Annotated in this window: 16 protein-coding genes; 10 read left to right on the top strand and 6 right to left on the bottom strand. The window is 63.9% G+C overall.

Translation table 11 applies throughout. The features are described 5' to 3' along the window. Window positions 1–3 precede the first annotated feature (3 nt). On the top strand, window positions 4–633 hold the full coding sequence (locus HWX69_RS08635) for a pyroglutamyl-peptidase I (protein ID WP_178916721.1): 630 nt from the start codon (window positions 4–6) through the stop codon (window positions 631–633). On the opposite strand, the gene HWX69_RS08630 is transcribed toward HWX69_RS08635, so the two are convergent. From HWX69_RS08630 to HWX69_RS08610, 5 genes are read right to left on the bottom strand one after another with little or no spacing between them, the layout of a single operon-like run. Next, complete coding sequence (locus HWX69_RS08630) at window positions 634–1,899, bottom strand: hydantoinase/carbamoylase family amidase (protein ID WP_178916640.1); 1,266 nt, start codon at window positions 1,897–1,899, stop codon at window positions 634–636. A 1-nt stretch (window position 1,900) separates the two neighbouring features. Next, a complete protein-coding gene (locus HWX69_RS08625) occupies window positions 1,901–2,473 on the bottom strand; it encodes a thioredoxin family protein (RefSeq protein WP_178916720.1) in 573 nt (190 codons plus the stop codon). A 36-nt stretch (window positions 2,474–2,509) separates the two neighbouring features. Continuing rightward, window positions 2,510–2,929, bottom strand: a complete 420-nt coding sequence (locus HWX69_RS08620) for an EamA family transporter (protein ID WP_178916719.1) — start codon at window positions 2,927–2,929, stop codon at window positions 2,510–2,512. Window positions 2,930–2,977: 48 nt separating this feature from the next. After that, window positions 2,978–4,228: an MFS transporter gene (locus HWX69_RS08615; RefSeq protein WP_178916718.1), complete on the bottom strand. Its 1,251-nt coding sequence runs from the start codon at window positions 4,226–4,228 to the stop codon at window positions 2,978–2,980. 45 nt (window positions 4,229–4,273) lie between these two features. After that, a complete protein-coding gene (locus HWX69_RS08610) occupies window positions 4,274–4,462 on the bottom strand; it encodes a hypothetical protein (RefSeq protein WP_178916717.1) in 189 nt (62 codons plus the stop codon). Between the two features lie 169 nt (window positions 4,463–4,631). On the opposite strand from HWX69_RS08610, the gene HWX69_RS08605 reads away from it, so the two are divergent. The 9 genes from HWX69_RS08605 (at window position 4,632) to HWX69_RS08565 (ending at window position 14,301) form a co-directional block, all read left to right on the top strand. Beyond that, window positions 4,632–5,120 carry an Lrp/AsnC family transcriptional regulator gene (locus HWX69_RS08605; RefSeq protein WP_178916716.1) on the top strand — a complete coding sequence of 163 codons (489 nt, stop codon included), beginning with the start codon at window positions 4,632–4,634 and terminating at the stop codon, window positions 5,118–5,120. Continuing rightward, window positions 5,117–6,259, top strand: coding sequence for a pyridoxal phosphate-dependent aminotransferase (locus HWX69_RS08600; RefSeq protein ID WP_178916715.1), 1,143 nt, complete (start codon window positions 5,117–5,119; stop codon window positions 6,257–6,259). The genes HWX69_RS08605 and HWX69_RS08600 overlap by 4 nt, the downstream gene beginning before the upstream one ends. 143 nt (window positions 6,260–6,402) lie before the next feature. Continuing rightward, window positions 6,403–8,835 carry a type II/IV secretion system ATPase subunit gene (locus HWX69_RS08595; RefSeq protein ID WP_178916714.1) on the top strand — a complete coding sequence of 811 codons (2,433 nt, stop codon included), beginning with the start codon at window positions 6,403–6,405 and terminating at the stop codon, window positions 8,833–8,835. Further along, on the top strand, window positions 8,832–10,853 hold the full coding sequence (locus HWX69_RS08590; RefSeq protein WP_178916713.1) for a type II secretion system F family protein: 2,022 nt from the start codon (window positions 8,832–8,834) through the stop codon (window positions 10,851–10,853). Before HWX69_RS08595 ends, HWX69_RS08590 begins: the two co-directional genes overlap by 4 nt. Window positions 10,854–10,857: 4 nt before the next feature. Continuing rightward, a complete protein-coding gene (locus tag HWX69_RS08585; RefSeq protein ID WP_178916712.1) occupies window positions 10,858–11,448 on the top strand; it encodes a DUF7287 family protein in 591 nt (196 codons plus the stop codon). A 1-nt stretch (window position 11,449) separates the two neighbouring features. Then, window positions 11,450–12,031, top strand: a complete 582-nt coding sequence (locus HWX69_RS08580; protein WP_178916711.1) for a DUF7288 family protein — start codon at window positions 11,450–11,452, stop codon at window positions 12,029–12,031. After that, entirely contained in the window at window positions 12,019–13,086 is a 1,068-nt protein-coding gene (locus HWX69_RS08575) for a DUF7261 family protein (protein WP_178916710.1), read from the top strand. The genes HWX69_RS08580 and HWX69_RS08575 overlap by 13 nt, the downstream gene beginning before the upstream one ends. Continuing rightward, the gene (locus HWX69_RS08570; RefSeq protein WP_178916709.1) at window positions 13,083–13,541 is read left to right on the top strand and encodes a DUF7266 family protein; all 459 of its coding nucleotides are present in this window, start codon (window positions 13,083–13,085) and stop codon (window positions 13,539–13,541) included. The genes HWX69_RS08575 and HWX69_RS08570 overlap by 4 nt, the downstream gene beginning before the upstream one ends. Further along, window positions 13,534–14,301 carry a DUF7289 family protein gene (locus tag HWX69_RS08565; RefSeq protein ID WP_178916708.1) on the top strand — a complete coding sequence of 256 codons (768 nt, stop codon included), beginning with the start codon at window positions 13,534–13,536 and terminating at the stop codon, window positions 14,299–14,301. Before HWX69_RS08570 ends, HWX69_RS08565 begins: the two co-directional genes overlap by 8 nt. Window positions 14,302–14,306: 5 nt before the next feature. Here the strand turns inward: HWX69_RS08565 and HWX69_RS08560 are convergent, their stop codons facing one another. Further along, window positions 14,307–15,797 (bottom strand): DUF7289 family protein, encoded by a 1,491-nt coding sequence (locus HWX69_RS08560; protein ID WP_178916707.1) that lies wholly within the window; start codon window positions 15,795–15,797, stop codon window positions 14,307–14,309. Between the last annotated feature and the right edge of the window lie 31 nt (window positions 15,798–15,828).

Genomic DNA, 15,828 nt, shown 5'->3' with positions numbered 1-15,828 from the left:
GGTATGTACCTCCTCACCGGCTACGAACCGTTCGGCGACCACGACACCAATCCGAGTGCGACCCTCGCGGAGACCTTCGACGGTCGCCGCGTCGCGGGCCACGAAGTCGTCGGCGAGGTGCTGCCCGTCGTCTTCGCCGACGCCGCCGACGAGATGGCCGCGTTGCTCGACGAACACGACCCCGACGCAGTCGTCATGAGTGGCCTCGCCGGCGGCCGCAACGGCGTCTGTCTCGAACGGGTCGCCGTCAACGTCGACGACGCGGTGACGGTCCCGGACAACGACGACGCCGACCCCGAAAACGAGCGTATCGACCCCGACGGTCCCGACGCCCGGTTTGCGACGCTTCCGGTCGGCGACTGCGTCGAGGCGCTCCTCGACGAGGACATCCCCGCGCGCCTCTCGAACACCGCGGGGACGCATCTCTGCAATCACCTCACCTACACGACGCTCGGGGCGCTCGACGCCCGCGACAGCGACGCCCCGGCGGGGTTCCTCCACCTGCCGTACACGCCGCCGATGGCGGCCGACAAAGCCCGCGAAAACAACGCCCACCGGGGCGGGAGCGTCCCGCCGAGTCTCTCCATCGAACACCAGCGACGGGCCGTCGAGACGGTGTTCGAGACGCTCTGATTAGACGCCCGCCAACTCGGCGAGCGCCCCAGCGAGAACGCGCGTCGCGTCAGCACAGTCGGCCTTGCTCGTCCACTCTCGGGGGTTGTGCGAGATGCCGTTCCGTGACGGCGCGAACAGTAGCCCAGCGTCGGTGACGCCCGCGACGTACATCGAGTCGTGGGCGGCCCCGGAGTGAAGCGACAGCGTCTCGATTCCGGCGGCCTCGCCCGCCTCGTGCAACGCTGTCCGACATCGCTCGGCCATCGGCGTCGGTTCGAGGTCGAACGGCCGTTCGAGGGCGGTGTCGACGCCGCGGTCGGCCTCGAGGCGGCCCAGTTCTTCGCGGGCGACGCCGACGAGGTGTTCCATCGACTCGTAGTCGGTGCTTCGAACGTCGAGGCCCGCCTCGATTCGCCCGGGAACGACATTCGTCGCGTTCGGAGCCACGTCGAGACTGCCGACGGTTCCGACGGCGGCAGGGTCGGTTTCGGCCCGGGCTTCTGCGGCCCGCTCGACTTCGAGGACGAACTCGCTCGCGGCCGCCAGTGCATCCGTTCGCTGACCCATCGGCGTCGACCCCGCGTGGTCGGCCGCTCCCTCGATGGTCACCTCACAGTGGGTGATGCCGGTGATGTCCGTGACGACGCCCGCGGGGACGCCGGCCGCTTCGAGTTCGGTGTGCTGTTCGACGTGGAGTTCGAGCCACGCGTCCCACTCGGCGGCGGCGAGGCACCCCTCGCCGCGGAAGCCGATATCCTCCAGCGCCGCAGCGAGGGTCGTTCCGTCGTCGGCTTCGAGTGCGAGCGCCTCGTCGACGCCTCGGGCGGCGACGGCGACCGACGAGCCGAGCAACCCGTCGGCGAACCGGCCGCCCTCCTCCTCGGTGAACGAGACGACTTCGATTGGCCGGTTGGGGTCGAGGCCTGCGTCTTGCATCGCTCGGACGGCTTCCAGCGCCGCGTAGACGCCGAGGGGGCCGTCGAAGATGCCGCCCTCCGGGACCGAATCGAGGTGACTTCCGGCGGCGATAGGCGCAGCCTCGGGGTCGGCACTCTCGGGGGTCCACCGGCCGGCGACGTTGCCGACCGCGTCGACGCGTACGTCGAGTCCGGCCGCCGCCATCCGTTCGAGGAGGTGCTCACGCGCCTCTCGGTTCGATTCGGTGCCACACCGGACGGTTCGGCCCCACCGCTCCGGCGGCTCTTCGACGACCGCACCGAAGGCACCGTTCGCTTCGAGGTCGGCCCACAGTCGGTCGGCGTCGACGGCCGGCCGATCCGTCACGTCAGTCACGCCACTTGATGGAGCAACCCCGGGAGGGGTATTCCTCGTCTTCGGGCACTTCCCCAGCGAGGACGCTCTCGATTGCACCGCGAATCTCGTAGCCGGGTCTGCCGGAAGGCTCATCGTCGGGGTTCGTCGCGTCGTCGAACCGACCGTGATAGACGAGTCGGAAGTCGTCGTTGTCGTTGCGGAACAGGAAGGGGTCCGGCGTACACACCGCGCCGTAGGCTTCGGCGACTTCCTGTGTGTCGTCCCGGAGGTAGGCGGTGATGTCGATGTCGCCGCGCTCGACGTATTCGACCATCTTCTCGAAGGAGTCTTCGGGGTATTCCTCGGCGTCGTTGGGGTTGATGCCGACGACGGCAACGTCCTCGTAATCCGCGGCAATATCGTTCATCGCGCCGTACTTCGCCTTCGCGTAGGGACAGTGATTGCAGGTGAACACGACCAGTAGGGCGTCGTGGTCGTCGAAGTCACCGAGCGTGTACGTCTCGCCGTCGGTTCCCTCCAGTTCGAACTCCGGGGCCAAATCCCCGTGGTCCAGTACGTCCGATTCGGATTCCAGTGCGACCATACTCGTAGTTGGGCCGCCACGGTCCTAAACGCATCCCTACCCCTCGAAGGTCGTCAAAAAGACGGCGACGACCGCAAGCAGGATGCCGACGCCCTTCCGGAGCGTCAGCGTCTCCTCGAGGAAGACGACGCCGAGAACCGAACTGGCGACGAGAAAGAGGCCGAAGATGGGGACGACCACGCTGACGGGGCCGGCCGCCAGCGCCCGGTAGTAGGCGAGGATGCCGACCGCCAGGCAACCGCCGGCGGCGTACATGTACGGCGCGTGTTCGTGGGTGAGCGCCGAGACCAGCGGCTTGTCGGTAGCGACCATAACGCCGAGGGCGACGAGGACGAGGATGCCGTTGGTGACGAAGGCGACCGTATCAGAGGGGAGTTCCTGCGTGGCGAGTTTCGTCAGCGGCGCGACGAGTGTGTAGGCGGCGAGCGCGAGGAGTGCATACCAGAGGTACTGCATGGGGCCACTCGAAGCGAGGCGTGGAAAGTGCTGTCGGGTTCGGTGGCGTCACTCGACGAGTGTGGCAAGCAGAACCGACAGCCCCAGCGCGACGGCGGCCGTGGCGGCGACGCCGAGGAAGGCGACGCCGACCCCGGACGCTTCGATGAAGTAGCCGAAGATGGGTGGGGCGACCGCGCCGCCGCCGGAGATACCGACCGTCATGAGCGCGAAGTTCTTGCCCACGTCGCCGCGCTCGGAGGCGAGGTCGGTGAGCGTCGAGCGGGCGGGCCGCGAGAGGTCGATGGTCGCCGCGAGCACCAACACGAGGCCGACCGCCGCGACGACCGGGACGGCCACCGAAGACAACACGGCAGCGAGGACGACGAGCGAGCCGTAGCCGGCGTATAGGAGCGGCAGCGGTCCCGTTCGGTCGGCGACGTACCCGCCGCCGAGGAGGACGACCGCGCCGACGACGAGCATGGCGCTGGCGGCCAGGTTCGCGGGTTCCGACGGGAGTCCGTAGCCCGAATCCAGAAGCGTCGCGGCGTAGGTTCGAATCCCCCACGCGGCGACGCTGTTGACGAACCACAGCGTCGTCAACACCAGAATAATCGGAGAGCCAGCGATGGTTCGGCCGTAGGCGAGCAGGCGGCCGCCGGCCGAACGGAGTCGACCGAAAAGCGACGGCGGCCCGGCGAGCGATTCGGGGGCTGAGTCGTCCTTCGCGAGGGCACCGGCGCGGGCAATCGAGGTCGGAACGCGTCGAACGGCGACGGCGGCTACCCCCGTGTAGACGGCGCCGAGGACGGCGATTGCGGCGAAGGCGCTCCGCCAACCGTATCCCAGGGCGACGCTCGCCGGAACGACGGCGAAGGGGACGGCGAGACCGATGGCACCGGTGAACCCGTGAGCACTGTAGGCACGCGAGCGGTAGGCGTCGGGGACGGCCGCCGAGAGGAGCGGGTAGTGTGCGGGGTGGTGGCCGGCGATGCCGACACCCATCACGGCGGCGGCGACGAGCAGCCACTCGTAGGTCGGCGCTGCGGCGGCCATCGCACAGCCGAGGGTACCGACCGAGAGGGAACCGAGGAGGACTGCGGCGTGACTGTAGCTGTCGGAGACGTAGCCGAGCGGCAGTTGGCCGGCGGTGACGACAAGACTGACGACGCCGACGGCGACTCCGAGCTCTCCGAGCGAGGCATCGAGGTCGGCGCCTAAAAGCGTGAATGCGGGCGGGAAAAGCAGCAGGTAGGCGTGGTTGACGACGTGGGAGCCGGAGACGAGACCGACGACGAGCGGTGCGTGGCTACGCGACACGCCCGACCGTTGGCGGGCGGGGTATGAAGCCGGTTGGGGTTTCCGTCAGTCGGCGCGAACGGCGACCGGTTCGGGGTCGGTGTCGGCACACGGGGTGGCGCTGACACCGCCGAAACGCTCGACAGCACGGCAGAGACGCTCCGGGGAGACGCCGGCCTGTCGGGCCGCCGTGTCCAGGTCCAGTGTGCCGTTCTGATACAGCGCCATCGCCGTTCGAACCGCGTGCTGACTCATACTCGTTCGGATGGTCTTAGGGATAATAATAGTATCGAGAGATAATATACCAAGGCATGACCTTATATGCCAGACCACATTATCGTTCGTGATATTAAGAGCGCCGTCGGCGTGGGACGGCGTAGCGATGCCTCGCAACGTTTTAGTTCGCAGTAGCGTCGTATTCCGTATGGACCAACCCGACGAACTCCTCGAGTTGCTGTGTGAGAACGCCCGCTACTCCACGGGGGACCTCGCACGCCTGACGGGCCGTACCGAGGCCGAGGTCGAGGCGACCATCGACGAGCTAGAGGCCGAGGGGGTCATCCAGGGCTACACCGCCGTCGTCGACTGGGACGAAATCGACGACCAGCGGGTGCAGGCCCACGTCGAGTTGAACGTCACGCTGGACCGCGAAACGAGCTATCGGGACGTGGCCGAACGACTCGCCGGCTTCCCCGAGGTACAGGGCCTTCGACTCGTCTCGGGTGATTACGACTTCGCGCTGGAAGTCGAGGGCGACAACATGCGTGAAGTGTCGCGATTCATCAGCGACAAGGTCGCGCCACTGCCCGAAATCACCCAGACGGTCACTCACTACATCATGGAAACCTACAAACAGAGCGGCCACCGCTTCGACGACGGCGGTGACGACGACCGCCTGTCGGTCACGCCATGACGCTGGGACCCTCCGACCGCGTCGCCGAAGTGCCGCCCTCCGGCATCCGCCGGTTCTTCGAACTCGCCGAGGAGATGGACGACGTCATCTCGCTGGGCGTGGGCGAACCCGACTTCTCGGCGCCGTGGGGTGCCCGCGAAGCCGCCATCACCTCGCTGGAACGCGGCCAGACCTCCTACACCGCAAACCGCGGGATGCGGGAACTCCGGGAGGAAATCGCCCGCGACGCCCGCCGCTGGAACCTCGAATACGACCCCGACGACGAAATCCTCGTCACCGCGGGGGCCAGCGAGGCGCTGGACATCGCGTTCCGGGCGCTCGTCAACCCCGGCGACAGCGTCGCCGTCGCCCAACCCTGTTACGTCTCCTACAAACCGGGCGTCACCTTCGCCGGCGGGGAGGTAATCGACGTACCGACCCGCGTCGAAGACGAGTTCAAACTCACCCCCGAGGTACTGTACGAGGCCGGCGCCGCCGAGGCAGAGTTACTCGTCTACTGCTTCCCGAACAACCCGACCGGCGCGACGATGAACCGCGAGGAGTTGGCCGAAATCGCGCAGTTCTGCCGGGAGAACGACGTGGCCGTCCTCTCCGATGAAATCTACGCCGACCTCACCTACGAGGGCGAGCACGTCTCCATCGCGGAGTTCGACGGGATGCGCGAGCGAACCGTCGTGTTCAACGGGTTCTCGAAGGCCTACGCGATGACCGGGCTCCGACTGGGCTATGCGATGGGGCCGAGCGAGGTCATCGCCGCGATGAACCGCATCCACCAGTACACGATGCTATCGGCGCCGACGACCGCCCAGTACGCCGCCATCGAGGCACTCCGGAACTGCCGGGAAGACGTCGAGGAGATGTGCGCCCAGTACAACCGTCGTCGGAACTTCGTCCTCTCTCGGTTCGAGGAGATGGGCATCGACTGCTTCGAGGCGACCGGTGCGTTCTACGTCTTCCCGGAGTGCCCTGGCGAGGACGCCGAACAGTTCGCCGAGGAACTCCTGGAGGCCGAACAGGTCGCGATGGTTCCGGGGAACGCCTTCGGCGCGGGCGCCGACGGACACCTCCGGGCGTCGTACGCGACCGGTCTCGACGAACTGAAAGAAGCGATGGACCGACTCGAGCGGTTCGTCTCGTAGGGACTTCCTACCGTCCGAAGCCGCCGAGTAAGGCGAACGTACCTTCTGGGCCGGCCGCCGCGGCGGGTTCACGCCCACGCACGCGAATCAGGCATTGAGGGGGCCGGAAACCTTTTTCAAAGGGGCAGCAAAGGGGTGTGGTAATGGCTATCGATGACGCTGACGGCGGAGAGGCCGGTACCGGGGGACCGGCCGTCGACGCCACCGACGCGGAGTCGGCGGAGTTGGAGGCGGAGGCCGATTCGGCGTCCGAACCCGAAGAATCCGACCCCGCAGTCGTCGGTGAGTACGACTGGGAGGATTTCAAGGAGGAGTATTTTTACGACGAGCAGGGCAACGCCCCCGCCGACGAGGAGTTCGACCCCTCGGAGTACCTCGGCTTCGACCCCGAGGACACGAGCGAAATCGTCGGCGCTGCCGGCCTCGGTTCCACCCAACTCACCGACATCGCAAACGAGCGGACCGTCCGCGTCAACCCCGAACTCGACGAGGACGCCTTCTTCGCCGACGCCGACGGTAACACCACCGTCGTCAACCGCTACGACCTCGAGAAGGCCGTCCCACAGGAGAAGAAACACCACTTCCGGGAGGTCGACCGCTACTGGGTGAACAAACCGTACGCCTTCGTCATCATCTTCCACTCCGAGAAGGAAAACGAAAAGAAGTACTACGTCATCGAGCCGCATCTCACCCCCATCGAGTCCGACCTCCGGGAGTTCCTCTCCGGGAAACTGAAAACCGCAATCAAGTACTCCAGCGACGACGTCGTCGTCGAGGGCGACGAAGACGCCCGCGCCAGCGTCATCGAACGGGAGACCCACGCCCTCCTCGACCGATACGACCTCTACGACGATGGTGCGGCCCCCGACGACGAATCCTTCGTCGATAGCGTCAAAGGAATACTCGGACTCGACGACGAAGAGCGCGAGCGGGACTCGGAGGCGACACAACTGCAGGGCGTCGAGGCCCGACCGGAACCCGCCATCATCGAGGAGGACGCAAGCACCCTGACGGAGTACCAAATCGAGAAGCTACTGTACCTCCTGAAGCGGGACTTCATCGGCTTCGAGCGCATCGACGGCATCAAACACGACATCAACATCGAGGACATCTCCTGTGACGGCTACAACTCCCCTGTCTTCGTGTATCACTCAGACTACGAGCAGATTATCTCGAACATCTACCACGGCGAGGAGGAACTCGACGACTTCGTCGTGAAGATGGCCCAACGCTCCGGGAAGGGGATTTCGAAGCGAAGCCCGCAGGTCGACGCGACGCTGCCGGACGGGTCACGCTCGCAGTTGACCCTCGGCCGGGAGGTGTCCGACCACGGAACGAACTACACCATCCGGCAGTTCAAGGACGTGCCCTTTACGCCCGTCGACCTCATCAATTGGAACACCTTCTCGCTGGAGGAGATGGCCTTCCTGTGGCTCTGTATCGAGAACCACAAGTCGCTCATCTTCGCCGGGGGTACTGCATCCGGGAAGACCACCTCGCTGAACGCGGTGTCGCTTTTTATCCCCTCGAAGGCGAAAATCGTCTCCATCGAGGACACCCGGGAGGTCGAACTCCCCCAGCGGAACTGGATTGCGAGCGTCACCCGACCCTCCTTCTCCGACGGCGACAAAGGCGACGTCGACGAGTTCGACCTGCTGGAGGCCGCACTCCGACAGCGACCCGAGTACATCGTCATGGGTGAGATTCGGGGCGAGGAGGGTCGGACGCTGTTCCAGGTCATGTCGACCGGTCACACCACGCTGACGACGTTCCACGCCGACTCCGTCGGCGAGGTCATCAAGCGCTTCACCACCGACCCCATCAACGTCTCGAAGACGATGTTCACGGCGCTGGACCTCGTCTCGATTCAGACCTCGACGCGGGTGCAGGGCAACAAGGTCCGCCGGAACAAGTCGCTGACCGAAATTAACCACTACGACCCCGAAAACGACGAAATCAACGTTCAGGACGTCTACCAGTGGCAGGCCGAAAGCGACGAGTTCCTCCAGATGGGCGAGTCGAACACCCTGGACGAAATCATGTTCGACCGCGGGTGGTCCCGCGAGGAAGTCGACGAGGAGATCTTCATGCGGAAAATCGTCCTCGCGTACCTCATCGACGAGGGACTGAACACCTACACGCAGGTCGCCGCGACGCTGCAGGCGTTCATCAACGACCCCGAGAGCATCCTCACCATCATCGCCAACGACGACCTCGAACGCTCCCTGGAGGACCTCCGGGAGATGGAGTCGGTCGAAATCGACATCGACCCCGACAAGGAGGCGATGGTGCCACGTCCCTCCGCCGGCGAGGACATGCACGAACACTGTCAGGAGATTCTCGACGAGGCGACGGACCTCCTGGATAGCTACCGCGGCAAGGAAGTCGAGGAGGGCATCGCCGGCGTACTCGAAATCGAGGAGGCGGACGACATCGAGCCGCCGGACGACGATGACGACGGCGAGGACTTCAGCACCGGCGGGTTCTCCTTCGACGCGGCCGGAGGGACCGAGGAGTCGACCGGCGACGGAGAGGCGGCGCCGGACGGCGGGGAGGAGGACGGAGCCGACCGATGAGCCTCCAGTCGGCGGGCGGGGCCTCCTCTGGCGGGACGGACATCCTCGCGGACCTGTTTTACCCGCTCTACCAGCGGCTGTTCGACGACGACAGCGACTTCGTCGCGAACCTCGAGACGAAACTGGCAGAGGCACGTATCCCGGAAACCGTCGAAATATACCTCTCGAAGTCGCTCGCGTTGGGCGTCATCACCGGATTCCTGCTGTGGGTCGTCGGGACGCTGCTCGGCTACGGACTCGTCACGTTCGTCATCACCGAGCCGCCCACCTTCCTCGCGTTGCCGATGCCCGAGCCGTATCTCTCCATCGTCAACTCCCTGAAAATACCGTTCATCGTCATCATCTCGGGGCTGTTCTTCGGCTCCATCGGGTTCGGGTCGGCCTTCGGCGGGATGGTCGCCAAACCGTACCTCGACTCCGACGCCCGGAAACGCGAAATCAACGTCCTGCTGTCCGATTCGGTGTCGTTCATGTACGCACTGTCGGTCGGCGGCCTCAACCAACTCGAAATCCTCCAGGCGATGGCGAAAGCCGACGACACCTACGGCGAGGTGGCAAAGGAGTTCCAGTCCATCGTCCTCGAGACGGAGTACTTCGACACCGACTACCGGACGGCAGTCAGGAACCAGGCGCTACAGACGCCCTCGGACGAGTTGAGCCAGTTCCTGACGGACATGCTCTCTATCATCAATTCGGGCGGTGACATGGAGAAGTTCCTCGAAGACCAGAAAGAAAAGCACATGCGGACCTCCAAGCAGGAACAGCAGATGGTTCTGGAGACGCTGGAACTCTTCGGCGAGATGTACATGACGCTGTCGTTGTTCCCCCTGCTCCTCATCATCATCCTCGTCATCATGTCGATGCTCGGGGAGGCTCAGGATATGCTGCTGTACGGCACCGTCTACGGGCTGATTCCGCTCATCGGCGTGGGCTTTCTCGTTCTCGTCTCGACGGTTGTCCAAGACGAGGTCGGCGACGGCTACCTCTCGGTCGAGGACGGCGAAATCGTCGACGAATCCGAGAAGATGTTCGACCTCGGTATCGCCGAGAGCTACGCCGGCCGCTACGGCATCTTCGACCGAATCAAATCCAAGGAGGGGACCTACGTCACGCTGAACCTGCTGAAACAGCCCCACCTGTTCTTCCGGGATTACCCGCTTGCAGTGCTTGCGATTACGTTCCCCGCGTCCTTGGTGCTGCTCGCCTTTAGCATCATGGCGGGCTTCGCACCGACGACGTCCGATGGACTCGTGAGTTCGCCCGTCAGGGGGACGTTCTTCCTGATATATCTCCCGCTGTACGTCAACTTCATTCCGCTGACGATCTTCCACGAGTGGAACGTCCGTTCCCGGAACTCGATTACGAAGAACCTCTCGGATAACCTCCGGAAGCTATCGAGCGCGAACGACACCGGGATGACGCTGCTGGAGTCGCTGAAGATCGTCGCCGACACCTCCTCGGGGCGGCTCGCCGAGGAGTTCCGAACGATGCACGCGAAGGTGAACTACGGGACGAGTCTCAAGACGGCCCTCCGGGAGTTCAACAACAAGTACCACATCCCGCGGATGGCTCGGACCGTGAAGCTCATCTCGAAGGCTCAGGAGGCATCAAGTCAGATTACGCAGGTGCTTTCGACGGCCGCACAGGCCTCCGAGAACCAAGACGACATCGAGCGCAACCGCAAGTCGCAGACGCGAATGCAGATGGTCATCATCATCATGACCTACGTCACGCTGCTCGGTGTGATGGCCCTGCTGAAAGTCGAGTTCCTCGATACGATGGCGGGACTGACCCAGCAGGCCTCCGAGGCCGAAAGCGGCGGAGGCGGCGGGGGTGGACAGTTCGGCGGCGGCCTCGACATCGAGATGCTGACCATGTTGTTCTTCCATGCGGTCACACTGCAGGGTATCATCTCGGGATTCATCGCCGGCTACATCCGCGACGTGAGCCTCATGGCGGGACTGAAGTACGTCGTCGTGTTGCCGACGCTCGCGCTCATCGTGTTCATGATGGTGTAATAGAATGGCATCACGAACCCGCGCACAGACGACGCTCGATTTCGCCATCGCGATGGGAATCTTCCTGCTCGCGGTGTCGTTCGTGTTCACGTTCATCCCCTCGCTGACAGCGCCGTTCGTCGACGGCGACCAGGACCAAAGCGTCGCCTCCGACCGGGTCGCGAGTCACCTCTCGGAGGGGGCGTTGGGGAACCCGGATGAACCGTTCGTCGTCAACCAGACCTGTGCGACGGTGTTCTTCGACGAGGGGCAACAGGACTACACCGACATTCCCGCCGGCTGTGGGTACAACGGGACGGGCCTCAACGAACGGGTGGGGCTCAGCGACCGGCTCGACCTCCGAATCGAGTTGCTACACGTCGACCCCGAGAAGACCGGCAGCGACCGTTATCGGGTGGTGTGTGTCGACTCCAACGGTGACATCATCCACGAAGAGTCCGGTACCTGCGAATCCGACAGCAAGTATCAAATCGGCGAGGAACCACCCGACACGGACTCGATTACCGTCGCCCGCCGCGTGATGACTGTCCCGGGCTGTTCGTTCGGCGCCGACGTACAGTCGTGTGACGTAACGCTCCGGGTGAGCGTGTGGTAACATGCGTGGGCAAGCCTACACCTTGGAGTCGGTCATCGCCGCCGTGTTGATAGTGACGAGTCTCGTGTTCGCCCTGCAGGTGACGGCGGTGACGCCGCTGTCGGCGAGTACCTCGAATCAACACATCGAGAACCAACAGCGCGCCTCCGCGGCGGGCGTGCTCACTGCCGCGGAGGAAGCAGGCGTGCTGAAGGACGCTGTCCTGTACTGGAACGAAACCGCCGCCGAATTCGACGAGGCCGAGCGGCGAATCTACTACACCAACGGCGAACCTCCCAACGAGTTCGGCAACATCACCGACCGGTCGTTCGGTGGCCGGGGGCTCGCGGTGAACGTCCTCCTGTATCCGGGCGACGGGAACGATGCGGTCCCGATGGTGTACCGTGGAGAACCGAGCGACAACGCGGTCAGCGCGAGTCGGACGGTGGTCCTGTTCGACGACGACAACCTGACCGCGCCCGGCCACGAGTCAACTACCGTCAAGAACGCCGGAAACTACAGCGATTTCATCCCCGAGGACACCGGAAACAGCGGGTCGGTGTACAACGTCGTCCGCGTCGAGGTGGTCGTATGGCGGATGTAGGGCAGCGAGGCCAACTCATCTTGGTCACCGGACTCCTCATCGCCGTCATCCTCATCGGACTCGCGCTCGTGGTCAACGGAGCCATCTACACCGAGAACCTCTCGACGCGGGAGTCCAGTGACGAACCGCGGGAGGCGCTCGAACAGCGTCACGTCACCGAGGGAGACGTTCAATCGCTTATCGACACGGCGAACCGAAACGCGACGACCGACGACTACGGTGTGGTGCGCGACGCCTTCGTCGATGGCTTGACGCTGTGGGCCGACTCACAGCGCGCCGAGAAACTCCGGACGGGTCGACTCGTGTCGACCGAACTGAACTCGACGACGGAGGGGACACAGATTCGGCAGACGAACGCCTCCCGGAACCTCACGGCGGGTGGGAGCCTCGCCGGCGATGCGAACTGGACGCTCGTCGAAGACACTACCGAGGCCGGCCCGTTCGTCCTCGATATCGACCGGGCGAGTCTACTCAATATCACCGACTTCGATACGCTTTCCGACCCCCTCGCTGCCGTCAGCGACAACGCGTTTCACGTCTCAGTCGAGACGCCCAGCGGAACGTGGGAGGTGTACATGTTCCGGGACGGCACTGCCGGTGAAGTGTACCTCTACGTCGTCGACCCCGGCGACGACATCGGTGCCCTGTCGAACCTGAGCGCGCTCGTCTCTGACTCCTGTGTCGCGGGTGCGACCGGGTCGAGTGCGACCATCGATTTCCGTGAGCCGCGATTCGGCACCGACGCCACCAACTGTCCCGAACTCGGCTTCTACAACACGAGCGTCGTCGGTACGGACCACCACATCCACTACCGGAACGCTCGGACGAGCGCGACCGGACTTGGACTGTTGGGAGAGACTGACCGTGCGCGAGGAACCTACGAACTCGTCGTCGACACGCGCGCCGACCGGACGCCCTACTACGGGCCGGGTACGGCTACGAATCCGCGCGCGCGCAGCATCATCCACGCGGTGACCGTCGACGCCGAGTTCCGAAGTGACGGCGTCGTCCACGGGAGCGACGAAATCGAGGCTGAATGGAGCGTGGTAAAATGACCGGGGGGGACCGTGCGGTGTCGCCGGTGTTCAGCTACGTGTTGACGCTCGGCATCACGACGATTCTCATCGTCGGGCTGTTGGTCGCCGCGACCGGCTACGTCGACGACCAGCGCCAACAGACGACGGAAAACCAGCTGCAGGTAATCGGACAACAGCTGTCGGCGGACATCTCGGCCGCCGACCGACTCGCACGAACGAACGGCGCCGAAGACGTTGCCATTCGACGTGACCTTCCGGACAGAATCGTCGGATCGTCGTACACGATAACCGTCAAGGACGACGGCAGTGGGCCAACCGAGTACTACCTCGAACTGTCGACGGCCAGACCGGACGTCACGGTCACGGTCGGCATCGCCTCGATGACCGACCTCGCGACGAACGGCGTCGGGGGTGGCGAGGTGGTCGTCAGCTACGACTCGGCCGACGATGAACTGGAGGTGTCGAATGAGTAGCGACGAGCGGGCGGTCAGCGAGGTCGTCGGGTTCGTCCTCGTGTTCACGCTCGTCATCGGGACGGTTACCATCGTCTACGCCGGCGGGTTCGGTGGGTTGGACGCCACGCGTGACGCCGAGCGCGTCAACAACGCCGAGCGGGCCTTCGACGTGATGGCGAACAACTTCGAACAGCTCGCCAGCGGTGACGCGCCGAACCGGGCGACCGAAATCAAGCTCTCGGAGGCCTCGCTGTCGACGACATCGAACCGACTGACCACGATTAACGCGTCGGGAATCGACACCGCTGCGGGGGCGAACCCAGTCGCGATTCGGTACGATTCGGGGACTGGCAGCCAAATCGTCTACGAGTTGGGTGCCGTGATACGAGTCGACGACGGGAACGCGGTGATGATTCGTGAGCCGGATTTCCTCTTTGCCGACAACCGAACCGTCGTTCGATACATTTCGGCACGGGGGAGCGGTCAAGGAGTTGGTGGGTCGACGACGACGCTCGTTCGGGGCGAAAAACAGAGCAGCCGGCTGTTAACCACTCAAAGCCCCGCGACGAACGTGACGATACGGATGCGGACCAATCCCGAGCGGGCGCCGGTGTGGGAGTCGTACTTCGAGCGGGAAATCGAGGCCACAACGGGTACTTCGAGCGACTACTGTGAGACGACCAACGTCGACGCGACGACCGACCGAGTCGTCTGTTATGGGTTCACTGTCGACTCGCTGGCGGTCTCACGGGTCCGCATCGACGTGGAGTTGACCTGACGGCGTCAGTCGAGTTCGACCCGAATCTGGTTGTCGGTGACGTGGAGGAACGTGACGACTTCACCGTTGCCCTCGTATTGGATGAGGCCCTGTGAGTCGTCGCCTATATTAGCGTTGTTTTGCTCCCAGACTTCCATGTCCAAGTCATCGGCCATCGCGAAGTAGTGGTTGACCGGTAATTCCGCCGGTTCTTGATCCCGGTCGTCCGGATACGTGATACTCGCGTTGTCGTCGGAATGTTCGCTAAACGAGACAGTGTCGTTAAATCCGTCGGTATCAGGGTCTGCCTGAAGGTCATTTTTTATATTCAAGTCACGATAATCCTTGTACGTGAGGTTGGTACTTCCACTGGTGAAGTCGACGGTGAGTTCCGGCTCGTCGTCACCATTACAGGCGATTTGGAAATTGCCATCCCCGTTGTTCTCGTCGTTGACCCATGTGTGATAGTCATCACCGCTGTTAGGGCTGTAGTAGAAGACGACTGTCGTGTTCCAAGTTTCACCAGCATCACAGTCGAGATTACCGCCCCCGTTGTTTTCGACGTACATTTCGATTTCGGTACCGTTGTCGTCCTCGCCGTACATCGACCACCCGAAGTTGTTGAAGTCGGAGCTCTGCCCGCTGGAGTCCACGAACGTAATCTCAAGTTCGTCCAGCGAGTGACCGCTCTCCATGCCGCGGATGTTCAGCTCTTGGCCGTCAAGCACGTTGAACGCACCCTGCGTCCCGAGCGTGACGAGTTGTGCGGTGACGGTTCCGTCGCTGTCGCAGTCGGAAACCGTACCGTCGGTCCGCTCCTCGAAGTAATCCCGCCAGCCCTCACAGTACCGACTCGTTATTTCGACAGTCATGTTCCCGTTCTGGACCGGGTTCAGGAGTTTCGTGCTGCCGTCGGGGTAGGTCTCACTTTGATTGGCGAATATCCGGTCTGCGGTTTTCACGCGGGAGATTCGGCCGCTCGCGGAGCCGCTGACACTGTCATCGCCGGAAACGCGGACGATGGGGAACGTCAGCGTCGCACGTCGATAGTGGAACTCCGGCGGGGAGACGAGTCGTGCGTCGCCGTCGTCGTCGGTCCGCCAGACGCCGCCACCCTGATAGGCGAGTTCGCTGTCGCCGGATTCGTAGACAACAGAACCGAGCGACGCGTTGTAGATTTCGTACTCGTGGTCAGTTGTATTGCTCTCGTTCCAGTTCTTGTGAATCAGCCGGACGTTTCCGGCGTCTTCGTCGACGGAGTACTGGCCGCTGTTGGACCCGAACTGTACCCGCTGGGAGTCGGATTCACCCAAGGCGACTTGGGCGGCCTGAGAGTCGAACTGCGTCATCGACTGTTCGGCCTGTCCGACCCGGGAGTCCTGTTGGGCGTCGTCGAGTGCGGCACCACCGAAAACCGCGAGTCCGACCGCACCCGTGAGCGTAATCCCGAGGATGAGCACGATGCCGATGGGCGACGACTGCGCTCGGTCGCCCACACGGGACGGTGGACTGTCCATACACCCCTTCGCGTGTTACACGACAATAAGC

Source organism: Natronomonas gomsonensis (assembly GCF_013391635.1).
Taxonomy (GTDB): domain Archaea; phylum Halobacteriota; class Halobacteria; order Halobacteriales; family Haloarculaceae; genus Natronomonas; species Natronomonas gomsonensis_A.
The sequence above is the reverse complement of the archived record's forward strand: the minus strand, read 5'-3'. Positions and strand labels throughout refer to the sequence as shown.